Origin of the sequence: Sedimenticola selenatireducens DSM 17993, assembly GCF_000428045.1 — a bacterium.
Lineage (GTDB): Bacteria > Pseudomonadota > Gammaproteobacteria > Chromatiales > Chromatiaceae > Sedimenticola > Sedimenticola selenatireducens.
In genome coordinates, this window is record NZ_ATZE01000011.1 from 167,129 (window position 1) to 193,242 (window position 26,114).

At 58.6% G+C, this 26,114-nt stretch carries 29 protein-coding genes and 1 pseudogene; 26 read left to right on the forward strand and 4 right to left on the reverse strand.

Features of this window, described 5'->3' with window-relative positions; translation table 11 throughout:
* Window positions 1-46: 46 nt before the first annotated feature.
* The 15 genes from A3GO_RS0110670 (at window position 47) to mgtE (ending at window position 12,707) form a co-directional block, all read left to right on the forward strand.
* A complete protein-coding gene (locus A3GO_RS0110670) occupies window positions 47-493 on the forward strand; it encodes a DUF4426 domain-containing protein (RefSeq protein ID WP_029133390.1) in 447 nt (148 codons plus the stop codon).
* A 1-nt stretch (window position 494) separates the two neighbouring features.
* On the forward strand, window positions 495-680 hold the full coding sequence (locus tag A3GO_RS0110675) for a hypothetical protein (protein ID WP_029133391.1): 186 nt from the start codon (window positions 495-497) through the stop codon (window positions 678-680).
* Between the two features lie 145 nt (window positions 681-825).
* A complete protein-coding gene (locus A3GO_RS23555; protein ID WP_051302164.1) occupies window positions 826-1,848 on the forward strand; it encodes a calcium/sodium antiporter in 1,023 nt (340 codons plus the stop codon).
* A complete protein-coding gene (locus tag A3GO_RS0110685; RefSeq protein ID WP_029133392.1) occupies window positions 1,845-2,843 on the forward strand; it encodes a KpsF/GutQ family sugar-phosphate isomerase in 999 nt (332 codons plus the stop codon). The genes A3GO_RS23555 and A3GO_RS0110685 overlap by 4 nt, the downstream gene beginning before the upstream one ends.
* Before the next feature lie 52 nt (window positions 2,844-2,895).
* The gene (kdsC, locus tag A3GO_RS0110690) at window positions 2,896-3,420 is read left to right on the forward strand and encodes a 3-deoxy-manno-octulosonate-8-phosphatase KdsC (protein WP_029133393.1); all 525 of its coding nucleotides are present in this window, start codon (window positions 2,896-2,898) and stop codon (window positions 3,418-3,420) included.
* A 42-nt stretch (window positions 3,421-3,462) separates the two neighbouring features.
* Complete coding sequence (gene lptC / locus A3GO_RS0110695; protein ID WP_051302166.1) at window positions 3,463-4,032, forward strand: LPS export ABC transporter periplasmic protein LptC; 570 nt, start codon at window positions 3,463-3,465, stop codon at window positions 4,030-4,032.
* Window positions 4,016-4,531 (forward strand): lipopolysaccharide transport periplasmic protein LptA, encoded by a 516-nt coding sequence (gene lptA, locus A3GO_RS0110700; RefSeq protein WP_051302168.1) that lies wholly within the window; start codon window positions 4,016-4,018, stop codon window positions 4,529-4,531. The genes lptC and lptA overlap by 17 nt, the downstream gene beginning before the upstream one ends.
* 7 nt (window positions 4,532-4,538) lie before the next feature.
* Entirely contained in the window at window positions 4,539-5,264 is a 726-nt protein-coding gene (gene lptB / locus A3GO_RS0110705; protein WP_029133396.1) for an LPS export ABC transporter ATP-binding protein, read from the forward strand.
* A 120-nt stretch (window positions 5,265-5,384) separates the two neighbouring features.
* Entirely contained in the window at window positions 5,385-6,887 is a 1,503-nt protein-coding gene (locus tag A3GO_RS0110710; protein ID WP_029133397.1) for an RNA polymerase factor sigma-54, read from the forward strand.
* Between the two features lie 24 nt (window positions 6,888-6,911).
* Entirely contained in the window at window positions 6,912-7,247 is a 336-nt protein-coding gene (gene hpf / locus A3GO_RS0110715; protein WP_029133398.1) for a ribosome hibernation-promoting factor, HPF/YfiA family, read from the forward strand.
* Window positions 7,248-7,262: 15 nt separating this feature from the next.
* On the forward strand, window positions 7,263-7,739 hold the full coding sequence (ptsN, locus tag A3GO_RS23560; protein WP_037375144.1) for a PTS IIA-like nitrogen regulatory protein PtsN: 477 nt from the start codon (window positions 7,263-7,265) through the stop codon (window positions 7,737-7,739).
* Between the two features lie 87 nt (window positions 7,740-7,826).
* Complete coding sequence (gene rapZ / locus A3GO_RS0110725; protein WP_037375145.1) at window positions 7,827-8,705, forward strand: RNase adapter RapZ; 879 nt, start codon at window positions 7,827-7,829, stop codon at window positions 8,703-8,705.
* A gap of 253 nt (window positions 8,706-8,958) precedes the next feature.
* On the forward strand, window positions 8,959-9,228 hold the full coding sequence (locus A3GO_RS0110730) for an HPr family phosphocarrier protein (protein WP_029133400.1): 270 nt from the start codon (window positions 8,959-8,961) through the stop codon (window positions 9,226-9,228).
* Window positions 9,225-10,946 (forward strand): phosphoenolpyruvate--protein phosphotransferase, encoded by a 1,722-nt coding sequence (gene ptsP / locus A3GO_RS0110735; protein WP_029133401.1) that lies wholly within the window; start codon window positions 9,225-9,227, stop codon window positions 10,944-10,946. Before A3GO_RS0110730 ends, ptsP begins: the two co-directional genes overlap by 4 nt.
* Before the next feature lie 399 nt (window positions 10,947-11,345).
* Window positions 11,346-12,707 carry a magnesium transporter gene (gene mgtE / locus A3GO_RS0110740; protein WP_029133402.1) on the forward strand — a complete coding sequence of 454 codons (1,362 nt, stop codon included), beginning with the start codon at window positions 11,346-11,348 and terminating at the stop codon, window positions 12,705-12,707.
* Between the two features lie 6 nt (window positions 12,708-12,713).
* Here the strand turns inward: mgtE and A3GO_RS0110745 are convergent, their stop codons facing one another.
* Entirely contained in the window at window positions 12,714-14,597 is a 1,884-nt protein-coding gene (locus tag A3GO_RS0110745) for a thiamine pyrophosphate-dependent enzyme (RefSeq protein ID WP_335340033.1), read from the reverse strand.
* Between the two features lie 182 nt (window positions 14,598-14,779).
* On the opposite strand from A3GO_RS0110745, the gene A3GO_RS23565 reads away from it, so the two are divergent.
* Together A3GO_RS23565 and ppnP are read left to right on the forward strand one after the other, a co-directional pair.
* Window positions 14,780-15,271: an Lrp/AsnC family transcriptional regulator gene (locus A3GO_RS23565; protein WP_037375146.1), complete on the forward strand. Its 492-nt coding sequence runs from the start codon at window positions 14,780-14,782 to the stop codon at window positions 15,269-15,271.
* Between the two features lie 119 nt (window positions 15,272-15,390).
* Window positions 15,391-15,672, forward strand: a complete 282-nt coding sequence (gene ppnP / locus A3GO_RS0110755; RefSeq protein ID WP_029133404.1) for a pyrimidine/purine nucleoside phosphorylase — start codon at window positions 15,391-15,393, stop codon at window positions 15,670-15,672.
* Between the two features lie 15 nt (window positions 15,673-15,687).
* Here the strand turns inward: ppnP and A3GO_RS0110760 are convergent, their stop codons facing one another.
* From A3GO_RS0110760 to A3GO_RS0110770, 3 genes are read right to left on the reverse strand one after another with little or no spacing between them, the layout of a single operon-like run.
* The gene (locus A3GO_RS0110760; RefSeq protein WP_029133405.1) at window positions 15,688-16,236 is read right to left on the reverse strand and encodes a DUF924 family protein; all 549 of its coding nucleotides are present in this window, start codon (window positions 16,234-16,236) and stop codon (window positions 15,688-15,690) included.
* A gap of 18 nt (window positions 16,237-16,254) precedes the next feature.
* Window positions 16,255-16,767, reverse strand: coding sequence for a GNAT family N-acetyltransferase (locus tag A3GO_RS0110765; protein ID WP_029133406.1), 513 nt, complete (start codon window positions 16,765-16,767; stop codon window positions 16,255-16,257).
* Window positions 16,768-16,781: 14 nt separating this feature from the next.
* Window positions 16,782-17,273 carry an FKBP-type peptidyl-prolyl cis-trans isomerase gene (locus A3GO_RS0110770; protein ID WP_029133407.1) on the reverse strand — a complete coding sequence of 164 codons (492 nt, stop codon included), beginning with the start codon at window positions 17,271-17,273 and terminating at the stop codon, window positions 16,782-16,784.
* Between the two features lie 232 nt (window positions 17,274-17,505).
* Between A3GO_RS0110770 and A3GO_RS25340 the strand changes: the two genes are divergently transcribed.
* The 9 genes and pseudogenes from A3GO_RS25340 to A3GO_RS0110820 all read left to right on the forward strand — a co-directional run.
* On the forward strand, window positions 17,506-20,460 hold the full coding sequence (locus A3GO_RS25340; protein ID WP_051302172.1) for an EAL domain-containing protein: 2,955 nt from the start codon (window positions 17,506-17,508) through the stop codon (window positions 20,458-20,460).
* Between the two features lie 196 nt (window positions 20,461-20,656).
* Complete coding sequence (locus tag A3GO_RS26115; RefSeq protein WP_157606783.1) at window positions 20,657-20,824, forward strand: hypothetical protein; 168 nt, start codon at window positions 20,657-20,659, stop codon at window positions 20,822-20,824.
* 42 nt (window positions 20,825-20,866) lie between these two features.
* The gene (locus A3GO_RS0110790; RefSeq protein WP_029133408.1) at window positions 20,867-21,070 is read left to right on the forward strand and encodes a hypothetical protein; all 204 of its coding nucleotides are present in this window, start codon (window positions 20,867-20,869) and stop codon (window positions 21,068-21,070) included.
* A gap of 78 nt (window positions 21,071-21,148) precedes the next feature.
* On the forward strand, window positions 21,149-22,066 hold the full coding sequence (locus tag A3GO_RS0110795; protein ID WP_029133409.1) for an ABC transporter ATP-binding protein: 918 nt from the start codon (window positions 21,149-21,151) through the stop codon (window positions 22,064-22,066).
* Window positions 22,063-22,809, forward strand: coding sequence for an ABC transporter permease (locus A3GO_RS0110800; protein WP_029133410.1), 747 nt, complete (start codon window positions 22,063-22,065; stop codon window positions 22,807-22,809). Before A3GO_RS0110795 ends, A3GO_RS0110800 begins: the two co-directional genes overlap by 4 nt.
* A complete protein-coding gene (locus A3GO_RS0110805) occupies window positions 22,802-24,160 on the forward strand; it encodes a GldG family protein (RefSeq protein WP_245621712.1) in 1,359 nt (452 codons plus the stop codon). Before A3GO_RS0110800 ends, A3GO_RS0110805 begins: the two co-directional genes overlap by 8 nt.
* An 11-nt stretch (window positions 24,161-24,171) precedes the next feature.
* The gene (locus tag A3GO_RS25345; protein ID WP_051302174.1) at window positions 24,172-25,011 is read left to right on the forward strand and encodes a DUF4340 domain-containing protein; all 840 of its coding nucleotides are present in this window, start codon (window positions 24,172-24,174) and stop codon (window positions 25,009-25,011) included.
* Window position 25,012: 1 nt separating this feature from the next.
* Window positions 25,013-25,825: a bifunctional DNA-formamidopyrimidine glycosylase/DNA-(apurinic or apyrimidinic site) lyase gene (gene mutM / locus A3GO_RS0110815; RefSeq protein WP_029133412.1), complete on the forward strand. Its 813-nt coding sequence runs from the start codon at window positions 25,013-25,015 to the stop codon at window positions 25,823-25,825.
* 102 nt (window positions 25,826-25,927) lie between these two features.
* Window positions 25,928-26,114 (forward strand): annotated as a pseudogene (locus A3GO_RS0110820) (IS110 family transposase); the annotation flags it as partial.

Consider the following 26,114-nt stretch of genomic DNA (forward strand, 5'->3'; position numbering starts at 1 on the left):
AATGAGTTACCCCTCACACCGATGGACCCAGAAGAGAGGCAGCACCATGCGAGTCCGGATTTCCACGATTGCCGTCACCCTGCTACTGCTGCTTACCGCCACATTGGTGGCTGCCGAAAACAGTACCCGGGCCAACGGTTACACCATCCATCACAACGCCATTCCAACGGCGCTGCTGAGCCCCGAGGTGGCAAGCAATTACCGGATTGTGCGCAGCAAGTACCGTGGGCTGCTGAATATCAGCGTAATCCGGGATGTCCCGGGCACGACCGGTCAGCCGGTGACGGCCAAGGTGTCGGCCTACGCATTGAATCTGATCGGCAGGCGCCATGGCATAGACCTCCGGGAGATCCGCGAGGCGGATGCCATCTACTACATCGGGGATTTTCCCATCGTCGACGGGGAGACCTTGAATTTCATGCTTGAAGTGACCCCTGAAGGCAGCTCACGCCCGATCGACGCCACCTTGTCCCAGGATTTCTACATCGACTGAAATGGGCAACATACTCCCGTTCAAAAAGATCCGCGCCAGCGAACGCCACAAGGGCAATACACTTTGCCGCAACGGCCACCACAAATGGACACTTGATCAGTCCCAGGTATTCGATGTCAAGCAGGGCCGGCTGGTCAGTCGCTACCGCTGCAATCGTTGCGGCATCGTCCGCAACCGGGCGGAATAAGCCCGGCAGAGGATCTGCCCGACCAGACTGTAACCGGCACGCTCCGGCAGCAAGAGGCTTGGACAATCCGGGCAAGGTCTGAAACAATGCCTGCGCTAAAAAAAGCTGTTGAATTTTAACCATATCGTCCCCCACGACTCTCTTTATGCTGTTAGATATTGTTGCCATCATTGCCGGTATTACCCTGCTGGTCTGGGGTGCCGACCGGTTTGTCATCGGCGCGTCCGGCATTGCCAGCAATCTGGGGCTGCCGCCGATGATCATCGGACTCACCATTGTCGGTTTCGGAACATCGGCCCCCGAGATACTGGTCTCCGGCATGGCCGCCGTGCAGGGAAACACCGGACTGGCCATCGGTAACTCTCTCGGTTCCAACATCGCCAATATCGGTCTGATCCTGGGTATCACCGCCCTGATTGCCCCCTTGAATGTCCAATCGGATACCCTGCGCCGGGAATATCCCATCCTGCTGGCGGTCTGTCTTGGCACCCTGCTGCTGATGCTGGATGGCACCCTGGGGAGAATCGATGGCATGGTCCTGCTGGTGGGGCTGGTGGCGATGCTCTTCGCCATGGTGCGCATTGGCATGCGCAGTCTCGCCAGCGACCCGATAACCGCCGAGATCCTGGACGAACTGCCCGAGGCGATGACCACCGCCAGGGCGGTGGTCAACTTCAGTCTAGGCCTGGCCCTGCTGCTGTTCAGCTCCCGCATCCTGGTCTGGGGTGCAGTCAATATTGCCACCGCCTACGGCGTCAGCGACCTGATTATCGGCCTGACCATCGTCGCCTTGGGCACCAGCCTGCCGGAACTGGCAGCCAGTATCGCCAGCGCCCTGAAGAATGAGCACGATATTGCCATCGGTAATGTCATCGGCTCCAATATGTACAATCTGCTGGCGGTCCTGGCGGTGCCGGGACTGATTGCCCCCGGCCCGTTCGATCCGCTGGTATTGACCCGGGACATGCCGATGATGATCGGTCTGACGCTGGCGCTGTTTATCATCAGTTACGGCTTCGGCGGTACCGGGCGCATCAACCGGATTGAAGGATTCCTGCTGGTACTGGCCTTTCTCGCCTATCAGGGGGTACTCTTCATGCACACCGGCAGTGTCAAGGCCGCTGAACCCGCGGCATATCAACAGACAGTAGAGCAGCAAGCCACATGAACAAGGACTGCAAGCCCTCTCCCGAAGAGGCAAAAAAACTCCAGGCCCTGGGACTGGCGGTGATTCATAACGAAGCATCAGCCATCCAGGCGCTATCTGATCGGATCAATGGCGATTTTGCCCATGCCTGCGGCATTATGCTGAACTGTGAAGGCCGTATCGTGGTGACCGGCATGGGTAAATCGGGCCACATCGGCAGCAAAATCGCCGCTACCCTGGCCAGCACCGGAAGTCCGGCCTTCTTTGTCCACCCGGGCGAGGCCAGCCATGGCGATCTGGGCATGATCACCGCCAAGGATGTGGTACTGGCCCTCTCCAACTCGGGAGAGACCAGCGAGCTGCTCACCATCCTGCCGCTGATCAAGCGCCTGGGCGTCCCGTTGATTGCCATGACGGGTAATCCTCAATCCAACCTGGCCCAGCAGGCTGATGTCCATATCGACGTCAGCGTGGCACAGGAGGCCTGCCCACTCAATCTGGCACCCACATCCAGCACCACCGCCACCCTGGCCATGGGGGATGCGCTGGCCATCGCGCTACTGGAGGCGCGGGGCTTCACCGAGCAGGATTTTGCCCGCTCCCATCCCGGCGGCAGTCTTGGTCGCCGGCTACTGCTGATGGTGAGTGATGTCATGGTAACGGGCGAACAGATACCCCGGGTGTCCGACCGGGCGAGCCTTAAAGATGCATTGCTGGAGATGACCAGGAAGGGGCTGGGCATGACGGCGATAATTGATGAACAGGGTCGTCTCGCCGGGATCTATACGGATGGCGACCTGCGCCGCACCCTTGACCGGCCGATCGATATACGTAACTGCCTGATAACCGACGTCATGACCCACGGCAGCACCACGGCCAGAGCCGACATGCTGGCAGCCGAGGTGCTGAAAATCATGCAGGAGAAGAAGATCAACTCCCTGTTTATAGTGGATGACCGGCAGATACCGATCGGCGCCCTGAATATGCACACCCTGTTGCTGGCGGGCATCGTCTGAGCGATGAATGCCTTGTGGCAACTTACTTAATGCGGTAGGAAAGATTTAAAAGATGCAGGAGATCCTGAACCGGGCGAAACAGATCCGCCTGATTATCTTTGATGTGGACGGGGTCCTGACCGACGGCGGCCTCTACCTGGGGGATGACGGGCAGGAGTACAAGGCGTTCAACTCCAAGGATGGCCTTGGCATGAAGCTGCTGCAGAAGAGCGGCGTGGAGATCGGCATTATCACCGGACGCACCTCCAACGTAGTAACCATTCGCATGGAGAGCCTGGGTATCCGCGATGTCTATCAGGGACAACGCCACAAGGTCCCGGCCTTCGAAGAGCTGCGGGACAAACTGGGCCTCAAAAATGAACAGATTGCCTATGTGGGTGATGACGTGGTCGACCTGCCCATCATGCGTCAGGTCGGGTTGGCGATTACCGTACAGGACGCCCACCCGCTGGTAAAACAACATGCCCACTGGCAGACTTTGGCCGGTGGTGGCCGTGGGGCGGCACGCGAGATCTGCGAAATGCTGATGGAGGCGCAGGGAACCCTGGAGCAGGCATTTGAAAAATATCTCAAGTAAAGCATCGATCACCCCGGTACCGCTGGCGGGAAGCAACGCCTTATGATCGATCAGAAAAACCTGATGATCGGCGGCATCCTGCTGCTACTTGTCGCGGGCACCTTCTGGCTGTCCAGACAGAACACAGCGGAAGATCCGGGGTACACCACCCGTGAACACAGGGCCGATTACTACCTGGAAGGGGTTGACTCCACCTTGATGGATCTCTCCGGCAAACCAGGCAAACGCCTGGTTGCCGAACGCATGACCCATTTTATGGACGACGACAGTACCGAATTGAAGTTACCCCGCCTCACCCTGTATGACCTGGACCGGCCGCCCTGGCGGGTCAACTCCGAAACTGGCTGGCTATCGGGGGATGGGGAGGTGCTTCTTTTGCAGGGTGCGGTTAAAATCGACCGTTCTGCGGCACTTGGGGTACGCCCGATGCGTATCAGAACCCGGGATCTGCGCGTGCAGCCGGGCGACAACTACGTGGAGACCGACGCTGAAGTGAACGTCCGCAGCAACAAGGACCACATCGACGCCAAAGGCATGCAGATATGGCTCCAGCAGCCAATCCGCATCAAACTACTTGCCAATGTACGAGGACGCTATGAAGTCAATCCCTAAGCCCCATCACACTGGCCGGCGCTGGTTCGCCATTGCCCTGCTGCTGATACTGCCGGGAGTTGTATCCGCCCTGCAGTCGGACAAGGACCAACCCATCTATATCGAGGCCGACGCGGTCGATATCGATGACCGAAGCGGCATCAGTACCTATAAAGGCAATGTGGAACTGACCCAGGGAAGCATCATTATCAAGGCCGACAAGGTAACAGTTACCCAGCGCCAGAACGAGACTGATCAGATCGAGGCGGTCGGCAAGCCGGTCACTTTTCAGCAGGATACTGAAGACGGCAAGGGCACTATCAAGGGCCGCGCCAAGAAGACCGAGTACTCTGCCAACAGCGAAATCATCAATATGATCGGTGACGCCGTACTCACCCAGGGTCAGGACACCTTCAAGAGCGACCGGATCATCTATGATCGCGCCCGGGCGGTAGTGAAGGCAGGTGCCAGCGCCAAGGGCAAAGAGCGCGTCAAGGTCACCATCGGTGGAAAAAAGTAATCGATCCATGACCCTGCTGGCTGCTGACAATCTGGCGAAACACTATCGCCGCCGCGCCGTGGTGAACGGTGTCTCCCTGAACGTTTTGAGCGGTGAAGTGGTGGGGCTGCTGGGACCCAACGGCGCCGGCAAGACCACCTGCTTCTACATGATTGCCGGACTGGTTCCCTCGGAAGGTGGAACCATCCGCATAGACGGTCATGACATCACTGCCCTGCCGATGCACGCCCGGGCGCGCCTCGGCCTGGGTTATCTGGCCCAGGAACCCTCCATCTTCCGCAAGCTGACCGTATTCAATAATATTTTCGCCATCCTGGAGACCCGCAAGGATCTGCGACGCCCGGAACAGATCGAGGCCTGCGAAGCACTGCTGGTGGACTTTAACCTCACCCATCTGCGCAACAACCAGGCGATGAGTCTCTCCGGGGGTGAACGTCGCCGCCTGGAGATCGCCCGATCACTGGCCATGGAGCCCCGCTTCATACTGCTTGACGAACCATTCGCCGGTATCGACCCGATCTCGGTCAAGGACATACAGAATATTATCCGTACACTCTCATCCCGGGGGATCGGCGTACTGATCACCGATCACAATGTCCGGGAGACCCTCGGCATCTGTCAGCGCGCCTATATTATCAGCGAAGGCAAGGTGCTGGCGGAGGGCGAACCGGAGCAGATTCTGGCCAATCAGGAAGTGCGCTCCGTCTACCTGGGAAAAGAGTTCAGTCTCTAGAGTTGATCATCAGTTGATTGACGGCAATAAACCATTTTCTCCTTGTGCGTCTGGTGATTTTTTACGCTAGAATGAAACTGTGAAAACCATACAAATTACGTACCAGATCCAGATACCCGCATGAAGCAAACGCTCCAGCTTCGCCTTGGCCAACATCTCACCATGACGCCGCAGTTGCAGCAGGCCATCCGCTTGCTGCAACTCTCTACGCTGGATCTCAAGCAGGAGATTCAGGAGGCGCTCGACTCCAACCTGATGCTGGAGACCGAAGAGGAGAACAGCGCCCGCGAAGAGGCCCGTGGGAATGAACAAGAGCGCACCATCGAGCGGCTCAATGGCGATGGCCTGAAAGGGGACAAGGCCAGCAGCAATGACCTCAACAACGAAAAAGAGGTCAACGGCGAGGCAAACTCCATACCGGAAGAGCTGCCGGTGGACAGCGGCTGGGACGATGTCTACGACAGCACGCTACCACCCTCTTCCGGACTGGCATCCCGGGACGCCGGCGACAGTGACTACCTGGCCCAGCGCCGCAGTGCCCGCACCCTCTATGACTATCTCACCTGGCAGTTGAACCTGACCCCGTTCAGCGATCTGGACCGCGAGATTGCCGTCTCAATCATTGACGGCATCGATGAAGACGGTTACCTGAGGATGGATCTGAACGAGATTCTTGTCAGCATGTCCGCTGACGAGGTTGAGCTGGATGAGATCGAAGCGGTGCTGCACCGGATTCAGCAATTTGATCCACCCGGCGTGGGCGCGCGTGACCTGAGGGAGTGCCTGCTGATCCAGCTAAGTCAGCTGACGGATCCCCATCCGTGCATGGCCCTGACCACTCAGCTGATCAACAATCACTTCGACCTGCTGGCCCAGCAGGATCATAACCAGATCAAACGCAAGCTGAAGATTGATGACGACACCCTGAAATCGATTAATCAGCTGATCCGCTCGCTGATACCGCGCCCCGGCAGCCTGGTGGCCGAAACCGAACCCCAATATGTCATTCCCGACGTATTCGTGACCCGCCGGGATGGCGTCTGGCATGTGGATCTGAACGCTGATGCCGCCCCCAAACTCCGGGTTAACCCGGAATACGCGCGGCTGATCCGGCGCGCCGACAACAGCGACGACAACAACTACCTGAAGAATCATCTGCAGGAAGCGCGCTGGTTTATCAAAAGTCTGATGAGCCGCAATGAAACGCTGTTGCGCGTGGCCACCAAGATTGTCGAACTGCAGCGCGGATTCTTCGAGCACGGCGAAGAGGCGATGAAGCCCCTGGTATTGAGGGACATCGCCGAGGCCCTGGAGCTGCATGAATCCACCATATCCAGGGTCACCACGCAAAAATATATGCATACCCCCCGGGGTACGCTGGAATTCAAGTATTTCTTCTCCAGCCATGTCAGCACGGCTGGAGGCGGAGAGTGTTCCGCCACCGCGATACGCGCACTGATCAAGAAACTGGTCGCTGCCGAGAAGCCGAACAAGCCACTCAGCGACAACAAACTGGCGAGCATACTCGCCGATCAGGGCATTCAGGTCGCACGGCGGACGGTAGCAAAATACCGCGAGTCCATGGCGATCCCGCCATCAAACGAGCGAAAGCGCCTCGTCTAGAGGCCAGTAACCAAGGAGCAAATCATGCAAATCAGCATCACCGGTCATCATGTGGACATCACCGAAGCCATGCGCAACTATGTCGAAACAAAATTCGAGCGCCTGGAACGGCACTTTGATCATGTCACCAAGATCCATGTCATCCTGAGTGTTGAGAAACTGCGCCAGAAGGCGGAAGCTACTCTCCATGTGAATGGCGCCGATGTCTTTGCCGACTGTGAAGAAGAGGATATGTATGCCGCCATCGACGGTCTGGTGGATAAAATCGACCGTCAGGTGAAAAAGCTCAAGGAGAAAAGCACCAACCATCGCAATGGTGTAGGCATGAAGGGAATCGATCCCGCCAACGCCGAAATCTAATCAACAGGCAAAATCATGTTTCCCGCAAATTTCATTACTGCCGAACGCATCAGCGCCGCGAATCCGGCCGCCAGTAAAAAGCGCGTACTCGAAGAGATAGCCGGACTGCTGGCCTCTTCCTCGGAGGAGCTCAACCAGGGTACTGTGTTCGACAAACTGCTTGAGCGGGAGCGATTGGGCAGCACCGGGCTGGGGCATGGCATAGCACTGCCCCACGCCCGTGTTGCCGGTGTCACGGAGGCCCGGGGCGCCTTCATCCAGCTCCAGTCCGGCGCCGATTTCGACGCTATAGACCAGCAACCGGTCGACCTGGTGTTCGGCCTCCTGGTACCGGAAGAGGCGACAGAAGAACATCTGCAACTCCTGGCAAAACTGGCCACTCTGTTCAGTGACGAAGCATTCTGCCAGAAACTCAGAAAAGCCCGGGACAGCGAGACACTGCTACAGGAGTTCATACAACAGGAACCGATGCCGATAAGCGCCAGCGGCTGATCCCTGGCCGCCTACAGAGGATCTCTGTTTTCGCTGCCGACACGCTTTTCTGCCATCCATCGTGTAATCAGAGGTAACGGAGACCCTATGAAGCTGGCCATCATCACCGGACTCTCCGGTTCTGGAAAAAGTGTCGCACTCCATACCCTGGAAGATGAAGGCTACTACTGTATCGACAATCTGCCGGTATTTCTGCTGCCTGCATTAGCCGGCGAGCTGGTCAAACGACAGGACAAGCGATTCCAGTTGGTCGCCATCAGTATTGATTCACGCAATACGCCCACCGAATTTGAAAGCATCTCCACACTGCTGCAGCCGCTGAAAGCGGAGAAGATTCGCTTTGAGGTTATTTTCCTCGAAGCACAGGACGAGACCCTGATCAAACGCTTCAGTGAGACCCGGCGGCGTCATCCCCTGACCGGTGGCGCACGTCCGCTGGCGGAAGCGATCAGCTACGAACGGGAACTGATGGCGCCGTTCCTCAACGTTGCCGACATCCGCATCGACACCAGTCAGACCACTCTGCATGAGCTGCGGCACCTGATCCGTTCCCGCATCACCGAGCGGCTGGATACCAAGATTTCCCTGCTGTTTCAATCCTTCGGTTTCAAGCAGGGTGTACCCCGGGATGCGGACTTTGTCTACGACGCACGCTGCCTCCCTAATCCTCATTGGCAGCCGACGCTGCGCCAGCTCACCGGAAAAGACGAGGCTGTGCAGGCATTCCTCGGTGCGAGCAATGACGTGAAGCATTATCAAGCGGATCTGGCCCAATTCCTGGAACAGTGGATACCCCGTTTTGAAACCGAGGGGCGAAGCTATCTGACCATCGCTATCGGCTGCACCGGCGGACAACACCGCTCGGTCTATCTGGTGGAGCAACTGGCCATCCATTTCCGCGCCCATGGCCGGCAGATTCAGACCCGTCATCGGGACCTGCCACGGGAGGAGAAGGCACCGAATTAACCCAATAGGCAGTTTGCAGCCTGGATAAAGCCCAGCCCACGAAAGCCCGCAGACAGGCAATTCCTAACGGGCGGAATCCGGCGCATGGCACGGCGGCCACTCCCGGATTACACCACCTTGAGCACAGGTGGTGATGTCGGTTTCACCGGGAGCGGCTTCATCCAGGCTTCGGTGCCATGTGAGATGGATGGTTTGTTACCGGCACGGATTGTGCGATATTGTTTCCCCTTGGCATGGGCGATTTGAGCTTTTTATGGTCACAAAGCAGATTACAATTATCAATCGACTGGGACTGCATGCCCGCGCCGCGGCCAAGTTCATCACCGAGGCGGGACAATACAGCAGCACCATCCAGCTGATCCGAGACGCCAAACCGGCCAACGGAAAAAGCATTATGGAGGTGATGATGCTGGCAGCCAGCCAGGGTACGGAGTTGACACTCACCACCGAGGGCGATGATGAAATCGAGGCAGCCAATGCCCTCGAGGCCCTGGTCAATGACCGCTTCGGAGAGCCCGAATGACCTTTGCCGGTAACGGTATAGGCATCACCCGGGGCATCGCCATCGGCGAGGCCCATATCCTGCAGCGCGGCCTGCTGGAAATCAGCCCGCGTATGATTGATACCGCCGATGTCCCGGCCGAGATCAAACGCTTCCAACTGGCGGTGAACGGCGCCAGGGAAAGGCTTCATGAGATACGTCAGAAAATCCCCGGCAACACCCGCTCTGACATTATCGCCTTCATTGACACCCACCTCCTGATGATGAATGACGCGGCCCTGGTGGAGGTACCGATCAAGTTGATCCGCAAGCACGCCTACGCCGCTGAGTGGGCACTGCAGTTGCAGCGGGAATCCCTGGTGCAGGTGTTCGACACCATGGATGATCCCTACCTGAGAACACGCAAGGATGATGTGGAACATGTGGTGAATCAGATCCAGATGGCCCTGCTGGATCTGGATGATGAGAGCAACGACAACCTCAGTGGCAAGGTGATCCTGGCCCAGGACCTCACCCCGGCCGACACCATTGTGATGCGCCATCAGGGAATCGCCGCCTTCATTACCGAGTTTGGCGGCCCCATGTCCCATACAGCCATTCTGGCCCGCAGTCTCGATATACCGGCGGTTGTTGGTGTGCACAGCATCACCCGGTTGCTGCACCAGGGTGAAACCGTGGTGGTGGATGGAGAGCAGGGAGTAATATTGGCAGATGCCGATCAGGCCACCCTCGCCCATTATCAACAGCGGATCAGCGCCGCCCAGAGCCGGGCCACCCAATTACGCAACCTGATCGGCAAGGCCGCCACCACCCGTGAGGGTGTGCGGGTACATCTGATGGCCAATATCGAACTCCCGGAGGATATTGAAACCACCCGGGAACTTCAGGCCGATGCCGTCGGCCTCTACCGTACCGAATTTCTCTATATGAACCGGCAGGGCATGCCGGATGAAGAGGAGCATTACCAGACCTACCGCCGGGTGGTGGAAGGACTCGACGGTATCCCGATCACCATACGCACCCTGGACCTGGGTGCCGACAAACAGGTCGACGGTTGCACTTCCTACTGCTGCAATCCGGCACTCGGGCTGCGCGCCATCCGTCTCTGCCTGAAGGAACCAAAAATGTTCCAGCCCCAGCTGCGGGCTATCCTGCGCGCTGCCGTTCACGGGCCGGTACGGATTATGATCCCGATGCTCTCCAATCTCCAGGAGGTGCGCAAACTGAAGGCCCTGCTGGCCGAAACCGAAGCCGCATTGAGTGCCGATGGCATACCGTTCGCCAAAGACATCCCGGTGGGTGGGATGATCGAGGTGCCAGCCGCCGCCCTGGCCGCCGACGCCTTCACCCGCGAACTGGATTTCCTCTCTATCGGCACCAATGACCTGATCCAGTACACCCTGGCGATCGACCGCGTGGACGACGAAGTAAACTATCTCTATGACCCGTTACACCCCGCCATCCTGCGTCTCATTCAGATGGTAATCACTGCGGGCCAGCGCGCCGGTATCCCGATCAGCATGTGCGGTGAAATGGCCGGTGATCCACGCTACATCCCGCTGCTGATCGGCATGGGCCTTCGGGAATTCAGCATGCAACCGGGGTCGCTGTTAATCGCCAAGGAGCGATTGCTGCAACTGGATGCGGCCAAACTGGCCAAACAGACGCGCAGGCTGATGAAGCGACTGGGCGAGAGCGATTTTGAGCAGCTGCTGGGGAAAATCTGCGCCCTGCACTGAATCGCCTCAATCGGTGGGAAACTGAACAAGCGTTATTCAGCACTCGCTGGAGACACAGAAAAAAAGCGTAGGATGGGCAAAGCTTGCGTGCCCATCAAATCTCTAGATGATGGGCAGGTCGCTGCGCTCCTTTGCCCATCCTACGGTGCTCTCGTAACACACAAGGATGGGTAAAAACCGAAATCACCGGTCCGGTAAAAGGCTGGCACACGCCGTTTTTGTCCATCCCCCCTCATCTACCATTCACAGTCAGAACCCCCTGATTCAGGCTGAAAAATGGCCGAAAAAACGGTATTCGCGTTTATTCATGCCGTATGTCTCCCGCTTGTCATCTGCAACTGCTAGAATCGGCCCCGTCTGACCCACCCACCCTTCACTTGGCGAGGAACCACATCAGTCATGTCTGATCAGGTACCTGTACAAACTGGCAGCACCCGTCTGGAGCGCCTGCACGCGGCCCTGGAGAGCGGCACCCTGCAACAAGCCAGGCGAATGCTGAACGCCCTCCATCCCGGTGAGATTGCCCACCTGCTGGAATCGTTGCCGCTCACCCAGCGCGATATCGTCTGGGGTCTGGTGAATGAGGAGAACGGCGGTGAGGTGCTGATCCTGGTCGCCGATGAGGTGCGGGCCGACCTGATCAGCAAAATGGATACGGAAGAACTGCTGGCCGCCACCGAGGGACTCGACACCGACGACCTGGCCGACCTGGTCCAGGAGCTCCCGCTGGCCATTACCCGGGAGATCCTCGACTCCCTGGATCACCAGCGCAGAGAACAGCTGGAAGCGATCCTCTCCTATCCGGAGGATACCGCCGGCGGTCTGATGAACCCGGATACCATCACCGTGCGCCCGGAAGTGACCCTGGACGTAGTGATGCGTTATCTGCGCCACTTTAGAGACAAGATGCCCCCGCAGACCGATATCCTGATGGTGGCCAACCGGGATGGAAAGTACCTGGGGGTTCTCCCCCTCACCGTGCTGGTCACGCACGATCCGGATGAGACAGTGGCGGAGGTGATGTCCCTGGATGTGCGCGGCATTCCGGCCAGTTGGGACGACGGCAAGGTGGCCAACCGCTTCGAGCAGCATGACCTGATCTCAGCCCCGGTGGTGGATGACAACGGCAAACTGATCGGCCGCATCACCATCGATGACGTGGTGGACGTGATTCGTGAGGAGGGCGAGCACCAGTTCATGGGCCAGGCCGGTCTTTCGGAAGACGAGGACATGTTCGCACCGGTCTGGATCTCCACCCGGCGGCGGGCTCTCTGGCTCGGCATTAACCTGATCACCGCCCTGCTTGCTTCCTGGGTGATCGGCCTGTTCGAGGCGACTATCGAGAAGGTGGTGGCGCTGGCGGTACTGATGCCGATTGTCGCCAGCATGGGCGGCATTGCCGGCAGCCAGACCCTGACCCTGACCATACGCGGCATTGCCCTGGGTCAGCTCTCCAGCAAGAATACCCGCTGGTTGATCCTCAAGGAACTGGCCGTGGGCACCCTGAACAGCCTTATCTGGGCCGGGGTAGTGGCAGTGATTGCCGGCTTCTGGTTCCACGATGCGAACATCGGACTGCTGATTGCCACGGCCATGTGCATCAACCTGATCCTCGCCGCCCTTACCGGCACTGTGCTGCCGATGGCCCTCGCCCGGCTCGGCATCGATCCGGCGCTGGCCGGCTCGGTGCTGCTTACCACCGTGACCGATATCGTCGGCTTCCTCTCCTTCCTGGGTCTCGCCACCCTGTTCCTGATCTGATCCGGATCACTCCTCGATCGGCTCTATCCTGGAGAGATCGGCCGGCAATATCGCCTCCGGCCCGCAGGTCTGCAAGCAGATATCACAACCTGTACAGGCGGCGGATTCGATGCGCACCCACGCCTTCATCACCTCTCGCCCGCCCTTGCGCACCTCGGTCTCCCGCCGGGTCACCAGGATGGCCGGACAACCGACACTCAGGCAGTTGGCACAGCCGTTACATTTGTCCGCCTCCACCATCAGGGGACGACGCGGTGCAAAGCGGTCGGTCAGCACACAGGGACGCTTGGCCACGATGACCGAAGGCACCGGCGCCGCCATCTCCTGCTTGACGATCTTGTAAAGCACCGGCAGATCATAAGGGTCCACCACATGCACGCGCTCCCGGTCTACGCCCAGGGCACAGGCCAGCTCGGCAAAATCCACCTTCGGCGCCTCCCGGCCCCGCAGGTCGCGCCCGTTGCCATGGTTGTTCTGGCCTCCGGTCATGCCGGTGGCGGAGTTGTCCAGGATCATCACCGTCACATTGCCCTGGTTGTAGACCAGGTCCAGCAGCCCCTGGATACCGAGATGCAGGAAAGTGGAGTCACCAATAATGGAGAAGATCCCCTTCTCCTTGTCGCTCTCACCGCGCCCGAGATCCATACCCAGACCGATGCCGATCGCCGACCCCATGCAGATACAGGTATCCAGGGCATTCCAGGGCTTGCCGGCACCTAAAGTGTAACAGCCGATGTCACCGGCAAAATTGGCCCGCTTGCGCAGCCGCGACAAGGTATAGAAGACCGCCAGATGGGGGCAGCTGACACACATGGTGGGCGGACGGGGGAACAGTGCCTGTACCGGCGGTATCGCTATCGGCTGGGCAGGCGGCTGTTCAACTTCACCGTTCAGACGAGCGATACCCCGGCGCAGGATCTCCGGTGCCAGTTCGCCGCTGGCAGGCAGGATATCCTTGCCGCTGACAGTCAGACCGGCAGCCTTGAGTTCATTCTCGATCAGCGGCTCGGTCTCCTCCACCACAATCAGGGACCCAACCCCCCCGGCAAATTGCCGGATCTGTTCCACCGGCAGTGGATGGCTGAAACCGATTTTGTACACTGGCGCCTCGGGGAACGCCTCTTTCACATGGACATAGGCAGGTCCTGAGGTTACAAAACCATACCGCTGATCGCTGCCGGGTTGCGATGAATTGAGGGGAGACTGCTCACTGTAGGCGCGCAATTTCCCATCCCGCTGGTGCTGCAACTGCAAACGGTTTTTTGCGTTTCCCGGCACCATCACCCAATGAGCAGGATCGGGGGTAAAACCTGCGGCAGCATGTTGTTGGCGTTGACCGGTGGAGACCACTCCCTTGACATGACAGATCCGTGTGGTCAGGCGCAGAATCACCGGGCAATCAAACTGTTCGGAGAGTTCAAACGCCTCAAGCACCATCGCATACGCCTCCTGGGAATCGGCCGGCTCCAGCACAGGCAGATGGGCGAAACGCCCCCAGTAGCGCGAGTCCTGTTCGTTCTGGGACGAGGACATGCCCACATCGTCGGCAATAGCGATCACCAGCCCACCCACCACCCCCGCCAGGGTCTGGGTCATCAGTGCATCAGCCGCTACATTCATACCGACATGCTTCATGGCGCAAAAGGCTCGCGTGCCGCACATCGAGGCTCCGATGGCTACCTCCAGCGACACCTTCTCATTGGGTGACCAGTTGGCATGGATATCGTCATAGGTACCCAGGTATTCCAGGATTTCGGTCGCTGGTGTCCCGGGATAGGCCGTGGCGACGCGGGCGCCAGACTCCCAGACCCCCCGGGCCACAGCCTCGTTTCCGGACATGAAACGCCGACTGGCCAGGGCAGGGTTGATCTCTTCAGCGAGCGCATTCACAAATGGAGTCCTCGGTCACGGTGAGACGCGGCAACCCGGGAATGCCGGATGACCGTCCTCTCTATGGATAATCAAGGCGGCAAGGTTACCATTAATACGCTTCAATCATTTTGCAAATAACCTATAATCAACCCTGTTTATTGCAACAAATTCGCAGCAAAGCCCACCAAAAAGAGAAAATAATGCACGACAAGGCACTTGATACAGCCGACCTCCGAATACTGGCTCACCTGCAGAGCCATGCCAAAGCCTCCAACCATGAACTGGCAGAGGTGGCATTCCTCTCCCCTTCCCAATGCCACCGTCGGGTAAAGCGACTGGAGGAACTGAATATCATCCGCGGCTATACCACGCAGATCGATCCACAGGCACTGGGACTGGAGATCACTATTTTTGTCAATGTCTCCCTGGATGCCCACGGTCCCAACCCGGCACAACGCTTCAGCGACGCGATTAAAAATGTGCCCGAAGTGATCGAGTGCTTCTCCCTGACAGGCGAGACCGACTACCTGATCAAGGCGCGGCTACCCAACCTCAAGGCGATGTCGGAGTTTCTGATGCACCGACTGATGTCGGTACCCGGGGTGGGCAGTATCAAGACCTCGGTGGTGGTCGAGGAGATCGAGTGCGCGCCGGGGCTGATCAACGCCACCCTTTCGGATTCAAGATCATAGGGCGCCACGTTCGCCAATGGGCGACGTCTCCGATGGAGGCATGGGCACGAAAAAAGGGTTGACGCTCCAACAGAATCGGTCCACCTTTAGCGCCTTTTTTCATCCCCGGGAGTCACCCCATGTTCAAGATCAACCAGTACTTTGACGGCAATGTCGCCTCCATCGCCTTTCAGACCGCCACCCTGCCGGCGACTGTCGGCGTCATGGCCGTGGGTGAGTATGAGTTCGGCACCAGCCAGAAGGAGACCATGACCGTGGTCAGCGGTTGTCTCACTGTCAAGTTGCCGGGTGCAGCCGACTGGCAGGATTATCGGTCCGGTGAACAGTTTGTCGTGGAGGCAGGGGCGAAGTTTCAGCTCAAGGTAGCGGTCGAGACCGCCTATCTCTGCACCTACGAATAGTCACGCCGGGCACCGTCAACCGGTGAATGCCCCCTCGGAGCTCAGGTATTCCAGCTCTTCAGGAGTGCTCGGTCGGCCCAGAATGGCGTTGCGGTGGGGGAAGCGCCCATAGCGGCGCACAATCTCCCGGTGGTGCCGGGCAAAGGCAAGGTTATCCTGCAGCCCGGCACGCTCATAGAGCTCGACAGATCTATCCTGGTCGTCCGGGTCCTCGCTGTGCATGTAGGGCATGTAGAGAAAGGCACAGCGGGCTCCGCTCAGGGTCTCATCAAAGCTGCGTTTAATGGCAACTCCGGCAACAGTCCTGGCCTGGGCTTCGGTCTGAAAGCTCTCAGGCCGGCCGCGGAACATATTCAGCGGAAACTGATCCAGCAGGATCACCAGGGCCAGACAACCCTCGGCGCTGGTCATCCAGTGATCCAGCTGCCCCTCGGATGCCAGTACCCAGAGGCGCTCAAAGCGGTCACCGATCTCCTGGTCCAGCTCCGGTGTGGGAGAGAACCAGTGCCGACAGACCGGCTCGGTAAACCAGTAGTCGAGGATTTCCTGTGGTTCAATCGCCATCTCGATTCCCCCGTTTCATCAATGTTGGTGCCGGTAGAGGCACCACTCCCCACCGCGGAAAGGCAGGGTCTTTTCAAACAGCGCCCCCATCCGTTCCGCCAGTGCGATAGAGGCGCGGTTCTCGGCCTGGATAAAGCTGATCAGCCGGAGCCCGGGCAGGGTCTCAGCGGCCATCCGCCTTACCGCCAGGGCCGCCTCAAGGGCATAGCCCTGCCCCCAGAAATCCCTGGCCAGGGCCCATTTGATCTCCGGTCCAGGCCAGTCCAGGGGATACCAGAGCCCGACCGGACCAATCACCCGGCCAGAGCCGCGCTCCAGAACTGCGTAGGGCCCATAGCCGCGCATTTGCCAGTGGCCGATCATCCCCGCCAGCACCTGCCAGGTTCCCGCCTCGCTGAGCGGTTTCCCCATCGTGTAGCGGGTGCATTCAGGGTCGGAGTAATAGGCGTGCAGGTCCCGCCAGTCCTCCTCCTGAAAGGTACGCAGAACGAGCCGCTCGGTCTCGAGCCGCTCAGGTATGCGGTAATGCATAACGCCCGGGCGGTTCAGTGAGTCTGACAGTGCGCGCCATCGTGATGCACATGGCCGTGCTCGATCTCGTCGGCACTGGCTTCTCGCACCTCGATAATCTCCAGATCAAAGTTGAGGTCCTTGCCGGCCATGGGGTGATTGCCGTCCACGGTGATCGTCTGTTCATCCACCTCCACCACCGTCACCAGGAAGGGGACCCCCTCATCCATTTCGGTCTGGAACTGCATGCCCACCTCGATACGCTCGATACCGGGAAAATTGTCCCGGGGCACTCCCTCGATCAGGCTCTCATCCCGCTCACCATAGGCCTCTTCACAGGGAATACTGACGGACAGTTTCTCGCCCTGCCGGTGCCCCGCCAGCGCCTGCTCCAGTGCCGGAATCAGACTTTCGGTGCCGTGAATATAGGTCAGATAGCCATCATTGGCGGAACTGTCGATGATCTCGCCACTCTGGTCACGGGTTACATAATCGAGGATGACGGCTTTAAAATCGCTGATCTGCATGAAATATCTCAAATAAAGTATGAAGTGGAGGGCTAATACCACAGCAACATTAAGGTTACTGTAGATTCGTTAAAAACTTTTTAAAGAATCGCTAGTTGGCGCCGACAAGCATATCTGTAAGCATAGCGACCGGGACGCTGCATTACCTGCACGACATCACGGGCAGGCTGAATTCAACACGGGCGCATTATTTCACGCCAGGGATGCCGTCGCAAAACAACTATAAGGTGATATGTTGCCCGGGCTCCGAAAATTGATCTGCCATATCCGTATACGCCGACTGCTGTTGATGGTACTGGGCCTGCTGTGTGCGGTCGCCATCTCTGCCATTGCCTGGAACAGCATCGACGTCATCCGCCAACACCAAGCCGCCAGCCGACTCGGACTGGTCAACCTGTTGGCGGACAAATCACTCAAGCTGACCACGGAACTGGCCGTGGAGCGGGGTCTCACCTCGACACTTCTGGCCATGCCGGACAAGCTGGACCCCGATCAGCTGGTCCGCCTGAATAACCAGCGCAAGAAAACAGACAACAGATACCAGGAGTTCTCGCAAATCCTGCAGAAACATCACGCCCCTGAAGGTGCGACCCCTATAGAGCATGCCTACCCGGCCATGCAGCAGATTCACCAACAGTTGCAGCAACTCCGCCGCGAAGTGGATCGGGTCTTTCTCGGTGACAGGGACCCGCAGATATCGCTGCGCTGGCTTGGTCTGATGACAGGCAAAATCAATGACATATCAAAACTGCAGCGTTCAATCATGGCCCCGACGGAAGAAACCGGGCACGTCATCAATTACGGGCAGATGCTGCGTGATTCATTCTACACAATGGCCGAGTATGCCGGTCGCGAACGAGCCACAATCGGCCGGGCCATTGCCCTGGAGCGGGCGCTTGACGAGGGTGAACTTCGACAGCTCGTGCAATTCCGCGAGGCTATGGAGTATGGTGAGAAAAAGAGTTTTGAAGTTCTGGACTTCTACCCGGAAACCCCGGAGATCAAGGCCGCCCTGGCCCATTATCACTCGATATTCAAGGGCAGTTTTGAACAGTTGCGCAATCAGGTACTGGAAGCCGGCAGGAGAGGTATGCCCTATCCGGTGACTGAACTGGTCTGGTTTTCTGAGGCCTCACGTTCCATCGATACCATTACCGCCATATCGGAAGCCGCCAGTATCCACAATCAGCAGGATATCGACATCATTCAGCAGCAGGCCAACCAGACGGTGGCCAGTCTGCTGGCCACTATTCTGCTGGTTTTCATGCTCTTTATCGCCACTTATTTCATCACCTATCGGCGCATCCTCTCCCCCCTGAATCTGCTGGAGAACGCTGCCAGAACCATAGAGTCCGGTGACCTCAACCAACCCTTTTTGATCGATGCACAGGACGAGTTTGGCCGCCTGGGCCAGAGTTTTGAATCGATGCGACTGAGTCTGCTGGCAGACCGGCAAAAGCGGGAACTGGCAGAGCAGGAGTTGCGAAAACTGCATCAGGCGGTGGAGCAGAGTGTCAGTTCCCTGGTGATCACCGATGCCAAAGGCGTTACCGAATATGTTAACCCCCGCTTTGAACTCACCACCGGCTTCCGCCAGGAAGAGGTTATTGGCAAAAGGTATAACAAAACCCGATCCGGCCGGACTCCAAAAGCGGTGTATAAACAGATGTGGCGCACCATCAAGTCGGGCCATATCTGGGAAGGGGAGCTGCTAAACCGCAAGAAGAGTGGCGAGCTGTTCTGGGAACTGGTCAGCATTTCGCCAGTCAGGAACAAACAGGGAGAGATCAGCAACTATATCGGCATGCATCACGATATCACCCAGCGCAAGGTGATGGAGGAACGGCTTAATTTCCTCGCCTATCATGACGAGCTGACCGGCCTGCCAAATCGCAGCCTGTTGACCGACCGTTTCACCCAACTGATCAGCCACTCGCAACGCCACCAGAAAAAAGTCGCCCTGCTGATACTGGATCTGAATCGATTCAAACTGATCAATGACAGCCTCGGGCATGAGACCGGCGATCGGGTGCTGGTTGAAGTCGGTAACAGGCTGACGAAACTGGCGCGCACCAGCGACACCGTTTCACGCTATGGCGGTGCCGAATTTGTCATCCTGTTGACGGAGATTGAATCAGCCAACACCGTCACGGACTTTGCACGCCGAATTAGCCGGGAAATCAGCAAGCCGATAACAGTCGGCGACCGCCTCCTCCATGTCAGCTGCACCATCGGCGTCGCCCTCTGGCCAGAGGACGGTAAAACACTGGACAACCTGCTGAGCAATGCCGACGCCGCCATGTATCAGGCAAAAAAACGCAATGGGGAAAAACTGCAGTTCTTTACCGAAGAGCTGAACCACCAGGTTCAGCAGCGCATGGAGATGGAGAACGGCCTGCGCAACGCGGTTCAGGGCAATGAACTTGAACTCTACTACCAGCCCCAGTTCAACCAGCGGACCAACCGGATAACCGGCATGGAGGCGCTGTTGCGCTGGCACCACCCGCATCGCGGACTGATCAGCCCGGACCGGTTTATACCTCTGGCCGAGGAGACCGGTCTGATCCTGCCGATCGGGGAGTGGGTTCTGGAGACCGCCTGTCTGCAACTCAAGCAGTTTCAGCGCAACGGTTATCCAGACCTGGTTGTCGCCGTCAATGTCTCGGTACGCCAACTGGAAGGTCAGGACATGACGGACACCGTTCATCGGATCATCAGCAAGACCGCAATCAATCCCTCCTCACTGGAGATTGAGATCACGGAGAGCACCATGATGGAAGATCCGGACCGCATGATCGAAGCCCTCAGTGCGCTGAAAAAACTGGGTGTCCGGCTGGCCCTGGATGACTTTGGTACAGGCCACTCATCCCTCTCTTACCTGCAACGCTTCCCCTTCGACAAAATCAAGATTGACCGGGCATTTATCCGGAACATCACCCGCTCAGAGGATGACGCCGCCATCGCCATGACCATCGGCGCCATGGCCAAAAGTCTGAAACTGGAGGTGATTGCCGAGGGTGTGGAAACGGAGGAACAGATGAAGTTCCTGAAGCGTTGCGGCTGCGACAACATCCAGGGCTACCTGATCAGCAAGCCGATTCCGGCCATGGAGTTTGGGCATCTTCTGGCTCAGCACCAAATACAGCCTTTCTGGCTGACCCAGAATCCTGATCCGCAATTGCAATAGGTGCTATTTTTTACGCGCCCCCCTCCAGCCCTCCGCTACCACCCGCTGGTTCCCCGGATAAACACCAACAGGACCGGACAGCCAATCAGAAAAATCATCGTCACACGCTTAATACCATTGAAATATTTGTGCTTGATAATAACCAAGCGAAACAGTATGGTATTAATCAATAGATTATCGATACAGGGGGCTTGCCATGGAACAACAAACCATCAATTGTCAGGAGCGGGAACGGATAGCCGATTTTCTCGCGCTATCGGCGGACTATATCGGAGTGGAGCCTCCCTCCGAGCACACCTTTGCCCGCTGGACCTCCAGTTGTGTATGCCAGCATACCGGCACGCCGGACCAGCCATCCCGCTAAACAATCGGAGTAGGTTTATCCCATCAAGTAACAGGTGACGCCATGAAACTAGATTGCCTTATCCGGGCCTTTCGTGAATCGGGCCGGCCTATTGTTTTTCTGACCCTGCTCTGCCTGGGATTGGGTATATTATTCAGCCTGCTCGGCTCAGAGGTGGGTATTGCCCTGATCAGTGCCGGACTGGGCGCACTGCTTCTGTTCATCCTGTTGGGCTCCAGCATGGGGTGTCGACCCAACACCGGTTAACGATAGTTGCCGCAACTTTGGAGAGCGGGTCGTGACGCCTTGATCTCACGACCCAATCTCCTGTACCTTGCTGCCCCAATGGCAGCATTAATCCACATCGAAAACCTCTCCCGATACTATGGCGATCACTGCGCCGTGGCGGGTATCAATTTCGATCTGCAACCGGGCGAGGTGCTGGGATTTCTCGGCCCCAACGGCGCCGGCAAATCCACCACCATGCAGATTATCAGCGGTGTACTGGCACCCAGCAGTGGCAGTGTGCGGCTGGATGGTTTCAATCTGCAGGAAGATCCAGTCAGGGCAAAACGTACCCTCGGCTACCTGCCGGAAGTGCCCCCACTCTATCCGGAAATGCGGGTGGACGAATACCTCCGCTATTGCGCCCGACTGCACCAGATCGGCACGTCCGACACGGACCGTGCCGTTGCCCGGGCCAAGGAGCGCTGCGGACTGAAACCGATGGGCTCACGGGTGATCGGCAATCTCTCCAAGGGATACCAGCAACGGGTAGGTATTGCCCAGGCGATCATTCATAACCCGCGCATCATCATCCTGGACGAACCGACCAGCGGGCTGGACCCGAACCAGGTACGGGAGATTCGCACGCTGATTCGGGACCTGGCTGAAGAGCGTGGCATTCTGCTCTCCACGCATATCCTGCCCGAGGTGCAATCCCTCTGTGACCGGGCGCTGATCCTGTACCAGGGCGGGCTGGTCTATTCCGGGCCGGTCAGTCAACAGCAGCGCAACCGGTTGCTGATCACGCTGGCGACAGATGATGCGGAGAACGGCTATTTGACCACCCTGCCCGGCGTACTGCAGGTTGAACCCCTGAGCCCGCACCAGTTCCGGCTGACCCTTTCAGATAAGTGCAGCCCGGCCGACATCGCCGAGGCGATCGTGAAACATGGCGGCCAACTGTGCGAACTGCGCACCGATCAGGATGACCTGGAACGCATCTTCACCCAGGCCACACTCGGCGGGCGGGTTCAGTGATCCGCACGGTGGCCGGCAGAGAGTTGAGAGCCCTGTTTCTCTCCCCCCTTGCCTGGAGCCTGCTGGGCGTCGCCATGCTGATTCTCGCCTGGCTGTTTCTGGTACAGATTGAGAGCTTCATGCAGCTGCAACCAAAACTGATTGCCGGGGCATCGGAACTGGGAGTCACCGACCTGGTAATCGCACCGCTGTTCGATTCCGGCGCCATGATCCTGTTATTGCTGACCCCGCTGCTGACCATGCGCCTGCTGTGTGACGAGTACCGCAGCGGCACCATCCGGCTGCTCTTCTCATCTCCGCTCTCCTCAACCCAGATCGTACTGGGCAAATACCTGGCTGTATTGGGCGTGTTCGGCCTGCTGCTGCTACTGGCCGCGCTGATGCCGCTGTCACTGCTGCTGGGCGGCGCCCTGGACCTGGGGCGGCTTGCCGCCGCCCTGTTCGGCCTGGGGCTGCTGCTGGCCTGCTACGGCGCCATTGGACTGTTTCTTTCCAGCATGACGGAACAGCCGGCGGTGGCGGCCATCAGCACCTACGGATTGCTGCTGTTTCTCTGGATCGTCAACCTGTCCGGCACCGATGATCGGAGCAGCCTGTTCGAATGGCTCTCCCTGAGCAGCCACTACCGGCCCTTTCTCGACGGCGTGGTGCGCAGCGGTGATCTGGCTTACTTCCTGCTGCTGATTGCCGGCAGTCTGCTGATGACCATCCACCGCCTGGAGAGTCGACGCCGTGGTGACTGAGCCACTGAAAACAGTCTCCCGCAATCGCCTCAGACAGCGCCTGGAGGGACTGCTTTTCTACCTGCTACTGGTAATTGCCATAGGCCTGGCCGGCTGGCTCAGCCAGCGCTATCAGGGCGTATTCGACTGGAGCGACCGGGCCAGAAACAGCCTCAGCAGTGCCAGCCAGCAGCTATTGAGTCGACTGGAAGCGCCGCTGTTGATCCGCTCCTTTGCCCCGGACGATGCACAACTGCGCCAGCGCATACGGGCAGTCATAGAGCCTTATCAGCGGGCGCGTCCTGATATCACCCTGGAGTTCATCGATCCGTCCCTGCAGCCCGAGCTGACCCGTGAATCGGGTATCCGCCGCTCCGGCGAACTACACATCAGCTACCAGGGACGTAGCGAAAACCTGTCCACGCTGAATGAGCAGCAGATCAGCAACAGCATCCAGCGACTGATTCAGCAGGGCCAGCGTTGGATCGCCACCATTGAGGGGCATGGTGAGCGCCGCCTGAACGGCAAGGCCAATCACGACCTGGGGGATTTTGGCGCCGCCTTGCGGCGCAAGGGCTACCGGATACAGCCCCTGCAACTGACCGAGCAACCGGTAATCCCGAGAAATACCGCGCTGCTGGTAATTGCCGGGCCACGCGTTGAATATCTGCCGGGTGAACTAGCGGTGATCCACGATTACCTTGACCGGGGCGGCAACCTGCTCTGGCTGACCGACCCCGGACCACAGCATGCACTGCCGAGCCTGTTTCAGGAGCTTGGCCTGGAAATACTGCCCGGCACCGTGGTGGATGCCAACGCTGCCGGACTGGGTCTGGACAATCCCGCCATCGCCCTGGTGACCCGATTTCCGGAGCATCCGGCTACCAACCAGTTCCGACTGGTGACACTCTATCCGTTTGCCGCCGCCCTCAAGGCCGGCACCGCCGCAGGCTGGCAGACTACACCCCTGTTGCAGACCCAGCCCGGCAGCTGGAACGAGACCGGTAAACTGGTTGGCGAGCTGCAGCGTGATGCCGACCAGGGCGAGGAGTCCGGCCCCCTGACCCTGGGCTATGCCTTCAGTCGTCAACTGGACGGGAAATCACAACGGCTGGTGGCACTGGGTGACGGCGATTTTCTCTCCAATAGCTATCTGGGCAACGGCGGCAACCTCGATCTGGGCCTCAACCTGATTCGCTGGCTCAGCGGTGACGATAACCTGCTGGACATTCCAGCCAGGACCGCCCCCGATACCCGGCTCGACCTCAGTCGCACCAGCGGAGCCATCATCGGACTTGGATTCCTGTTTATATTACCCATACTGCTGTTCACCGCCGGCCTGTTTATCTGGTGGCGCCGCCGCAGGGCCTAGGAAAACCCGCAATGCGCAAACAAAGCCTGGTCAACCTGCTCCTGTTACTACTGGTGGCTGCGCTCGGCCTGTTTGTCTGGTATACCCCGGACGAGGAGAGCAGCCATCCAGGCAGTCCGCTTACCCGTCTGGATCCGGCAACCGTCAAGCGCATAACCATCAGCAACAAGAACGGTCCCCGGTTCGTTCTGCAACGGGGCACCCGGGGTTGGCACATGACCGAGCCCTACCAGGTAGCCGCCAATACGCCACGCATCCATAGCCTGCTGGATCTGCTCTCCACACCGCAGATCGAAACCTTTGCCCTGCCGGCCGATCGACTGGCCGAATTCGGACTGGAACAGCCGCTGGCCGAACTTACTTTCAACCAGACCAAAATCACCTTCGGCGGCACCCACCCCTACAACTATGGCCGCTACCTGCGCATTGATGACCAGCTCTATCTGACCAATGACATCTTCCCCCACCACGCCCTGGCCCGGGCCGAGGAGTTTGTCAGTCATACCCTGTTCCCGGACGGTGAGGAGATCAGCGAAATCAATACGCCGACCTGGCGCCTGTACCGGCAGCAGGGCATCTGGACGCTTGATCCTGACGGCACAGGAAGCGATCCGGAGCAGTTACAGGAGAAGGTGGCGGCCTGGCAGCACACCCGGGTGTCCAAGGTCATTAAGGCCCCTGATACACCACCGGAACAACAACTGACCATTCGTCTACGGGGCAGCGAAGGTCCGATAAAGCTGGGGATAATCAGCCAGGCGCCAAGGATTCTGCTGATCAATCAGGCGCTGGGGCTGGGCTACCAACTCAATAGCGACGCCCTGCTCAGAGCCCCGGGAATAAACCAATAGCATGCCGGAACTGCCCGAAGTCGAGACCACCCGCAGCGGCATTGCGCCGCATATTGAGGGAAAACGCATCGCCGGGGTTGCAGTGCGCCAGCCGCAGCTGCGCTGGCCGATCCCGGACGATCTGGCCAGCCTGCTGACCGGCAGAACCGTTCGTTCAGTAGAACGGCGCGCCAAGTATCTCCTGCTCAATCTCGCCAACGGGACCCTGATACTGCATCTGGGTATGTCGGGCAGCCTGCGCATACTGCCGCGAGAAACCACCCCGGGTAAACATGACCATTTCGATCTGCTGTTCAGGCACTGTTGCCTGCGACTGCGTGATCCGCGCCGCTTCGGTGCGGTACTCTGGACCGACCGGCCAGTGGAGCAACACCCGCTGATCACCCACCTGGGACCGGAGCCCCTGTCGTTGGAATTCAGCGGCGACTATCTCTACCGGCAGGCACAACAGCGTCGGGTGGCGGTAAAGAACCTGATCATGGACGGCCATGTCGTCGTGGGGGTAGGGAATATCTATGCCAACGAGGCGCTGTTCCGCGCCGGCATCCACCCGGCCCGGACCGCCCAACGGATATCAGCCGCTCGCTGTGCCCGGCTGACCGGGGAGATCAAAAGCGTGCTGGCGGCCGCCATCCAGCGAGGCGGCACCACGCTCAGGGATTTTCAGCAGGAGGATGGCAAACCGGGTTATTTCGCCCAGGAGCTGCTGGTCTACGGGAAGGCCGGGGCGCCCTGCCCCGGCTGTGGAACCCCACTGAAACAGCGACGGATCGGACAGCGCTCCAGTTTTTTCTGCGGCCGCTGCCAAAGATGAGATTCATAGGGTGATGAGATGGTCTCCTCCCCACTCCAATCGGCGTCGCAATGCGCCAAGATAAAAGCATCCCTTTTATCTAAATGAGTTGAGGAGGAGACCATGAATAAGCTTACGACCATCGGGATCGATCTAGCAAAGAATTTGTTTGCGCTGGTGGCCTTCAAGCCCAGTGGCCAGGAGCTGTGGCACCGGAATCTGCGGCGTCGGCAGTTGCTGAGATTTCTGGCCAAACAACCACCCTGTCACGTTGCCATGGAAGCTTGTGCCGGGGCTCATTATTGGGGGC